The organism is Acidocella sp. (genome assembly GCF_035535915.1).
In the GTDB taxonomy this organism is placed as follows: domain Bacteria; phylum Pseudomonadota; class Alphaproteobacteria; order Acetobacterales; family Acetobacteraceae; genus Acidocella.
The window spans coordinates 1-2,911 of the sequence record NZ_DATLPB010000046.1 but is presented as its reverse complement, the minus strand read 5'-3'; the positions used below and the strand labels follow the sequence as shown (position 1 = coordinate 2,911).

Annotated in this window: 3 protein-coding genes; all 3 read right to left on the bottom strand. The window is 66.6% G+C overall.

Annotated features, from left to right (window positions below):
- Window positions 1-162: 162 nt before the first annotated feature.
- From VNC39_RS05755 to VNC39_RS05745, 3 genes are read right to left on the bottom strand one after another with little or no spacing between them, the layout of a single operon-like run.
- Complete coding sequence (locus VNC39_RS05755) at window positions 163-1,335, bottom strand: acetyl-CoA C-acetyltransferase (RefSeq protein WP_325397084.1); 1,173 nt, start codon at window positions 1,333-1,335, stop codon at window positions 163-165.
- A 39-nt stretch (window positions 1,336-1,374) separates the two neighbouring features.
- The gene (locus tag VNC39_RS05750; protein WP_325397082.1) at window positions 1,375-2,406 is read right to left on the bottom strand and encodes an alpha/beta fold hydrolase; all 1,032 of its coding nucleotides are present in this window, start codon (window positions 2,404-2,406) and stop codon (window positions 1,375-1,377) included.
- Window positions 2,372-2,695 carry a hypothetical protein gene (locus VNC39_RS05745; RefSeq protein ID WP_325397080.1) on the bottom strand — a complete coding sequence of 108 codons (324 nt, stop codon included), beginning with the start codon at window positions 2,693-2,695 and terminating at the stop codon, window positions 2,372-2,374. Before VNC39_RS05745 ends, VNC39_RS05750 begins: the two co-directional genes overlap by 35 nt.
- Window positions 2,696-2,911 lie beyond the last annotated feature (216 nt).

Here is a 2,911-nt window from a genome sequence, read left to right as displayed (position 1 = left end):
AGTCCCCGCAATGGCAGTTCAATGCATAGGTGAACGCATCCGCGACCGCGTAGCGCACGCCCCCGCAGAAACAGCCGCCTTCCAGGATGTCGGCGGCGCCCTCAGCGCCTGATGTCATCACGCCGCCCCCATCGCCGCCTCGCAGGGCTCAGCCCGATTGCGTCAGCGCTCCACGCACATGGCCACGCCCATGCCGCCGCCGATGCACAGCGTGGCGAGCCCCTTTTTCGCGTCGCGGCGGCCCATCTCGTACAGCAGGGTGGTGAGAATGCGCGCGCCGGACGCGCCGATCGGATGGCCGATGGCGATTGCCCCGCCATTCACGTTCACCTTGGTCGGGTCCAGGCCGAGCTCCTTGTTCACCGCGCAGGCCTGGGCGGCGAACGCCTCGTTGGCCTCGATCAGATCGAGATCGGAAATCGACCAGCCGGCGCGCTGCAGCGCCTTGCGCGAAGCCGGGATCGGCCCCGATCCCATCACCGACGGGTCCACGCCGGCGGTGGCGAAACTGGCGATGCGCGCCAGCGGCGTCAGGCCGCGCTTGGCGGCTTCCTTGGCGCTCATCACCACCAGAGCCGCCGCGCCGTCATTGATGCCCGAGGCATTGCCGGCGGTAACGGTGCCTTCCTTGGTGAAGGCCGGGCGCAGTTTCGCCATGGTCTCGGCGGAGGCGTCGTGGCGGATATATTCATCCTCGCTCACCACCACATCTCCTTTGCGGGTGGTCAGCGTCACCGGCATGATCTCGTCCTTGAACTTCCCGGCTTTCTGCGCGGCGGCGGCCTTTTGCTGCGAGGCCAGGGCCAGGGCGTCCTGGTCGGCGCGGGTGATCTGCCAGGCCTTGGCCACGTTCTCGGCGGTGATGCCCATATGATAGCCGTTGAACGCGTCCCACAGCCCATCCTTGATCATGGTATCGATGAAATCGACATTCCCCATCTTGGCGCCGGCGCGCAGATAGGCGGCATGGGTGGATTGGCTCATGCTCTCCTGCCCGCCGGCGATCACGATGTCGGACTCGCCGCTGATGATCTGCTGCGCCGCCAGGGCGACCGCGCGCAGGCCGGAGCCGCACACCTGATTAATGCCGAAGGCCGTCTTGGAGTCCGGGATGCCGGCGGCCCGGGCCGCCTGGCGGGCGGGATTTTGCCCCTGGGCGGCGGTCAGCACCTGGCCGAGGATCGTCTCGTCGATGTCCTCGGGCGAGAGCTTGGCGCGCTCGATCGCGGCTTTCAGCGCCACAGTGCCGAGCACATGGGCCGGGGTGGCGCCGAAGACGCCGTTAAAACTACCAACGGCGGTACGCGCGGCGGAGGCGATGACGATGTCGTCCATGGCGGTGTTCCCTCTATTGGTCTGTTCTATTTGCCGGCATCATAGCTGGCACAGCCAATCCGTAAATGGTTCCCATAATGACGATTTGGCGTGGGTGCCGGCGACCATGCCGATATGCCCAGCCTTGGGCTCGATGACGCGAACCCGTGGCAAAGACGCGGCCAGCTTCTGCGCGGACACCGCCGGCACCAGACGGTCGCGCGCCGGCGTGGCGCAAAAGGCCGGAACCGTGAGCCGGGCGGGGTCGACGGGCAGGCCGGCGACACGCCATTGCAGCCGGGCCGTGCTGTTGGCGCCGTACCAGCCGGCCAGCGCCTCGCGCGCCACCGGGGCCGCCAGCGGCACGCCATCGGCCAGCCAATCCTCCATGGCAACGAAACGCCGCGCCCGCGCCGAATTTTTGTCCTGGGCGGCGAAGTCACGATATTTGTCGCCCACCCCATACGGGTCGACCATCGCGAACAGCGCATTCAGCGCGTCGATCGGCAGGCTGCTGGAAAAACCGATCATCGGCTCCAGCGCCGGCAGCATGTCGCTTAAACGCTTGGCCGCCGCCGGATCGTCGGCGTGGAAATCCCACGGGGTGGCCAGCAACGCCAAAGCGCTGATTTTTTCCGGCAGGCGCAGGGCCGCCGCCAGCGCCAGAAGCCCGCCCATGCAATAGCCGGCGAGCACGATCTTCCCCGGCAGCGCGGCGATCGCCCGCTCCAACCGCCCGGCAATATAGTCGGTGAGCGAGAAGGTCCGCTCGGCCTCGCCCGGCCAGCCCCAATCCAGCAGGTAGGGATGCACCCCATGCGCGCTCATCCAGCGCAGCATCGAAGCGTCTTCCATCAAATCGAGAATATAGGCGCGGTTGATCAGGCTGGGCACGAACAGGACGGAAGGCCCTTCGCCGCCATAATCGAGCAGCCTGGTTTCGCCCTCCTCCCACAGGCAGGGCGGATCGACCATCTGCCGCGTATAAGGCGCCGCGCGGTAGGCGGCGATGCCCGCGATCAGCGCCCGGTCGGCGGCCAGCGTTTGCGCCAGCGCGTCATGGAGCGGTGGCTCGGCCACCGTCTCGGGCAAGGAGTTCGGCCAGACGCTGCTCCAGTTCAGCGACGCGGCGGTTAAGCTGCTCGACCTCAGCCAGGCCAGGCTGAGGTGCAGCAGCAGCGGGCGCGGCCCGCGCCGGCTGAGGGGCGCCGGGGCTTCCGCGCGCGGAATCATGCGCCAGCAGCGAAGCGGCGGTGCTGGCCGACTGCGCCCATAGGGCCAGCAACGTCGCCCAGCCTTCCCGAACCTCGCGGTCCGCGGCCATGGCCGTCAGCTCGCTTTGCCACATGGCCACAAGATCGCTGGCCAAAGTATCTTTCATGCCGCATAGGCTCCCCGATAACCTTCTCCCGGCCTTGTTCCTACGCCGGGGAAACATAATTCGCCAGAACCGGACTGCCGTGCTAGCCTCCCCGACACACGATAACTATGAATTCTTGCGTCCATAATGAAGCTGCAAGGTGGGGAATGATGCAGATGAATGAAACGGCCGAACAATCCGCACAGCCTGTCATCGTCAAAAAATACGCCAATCGCC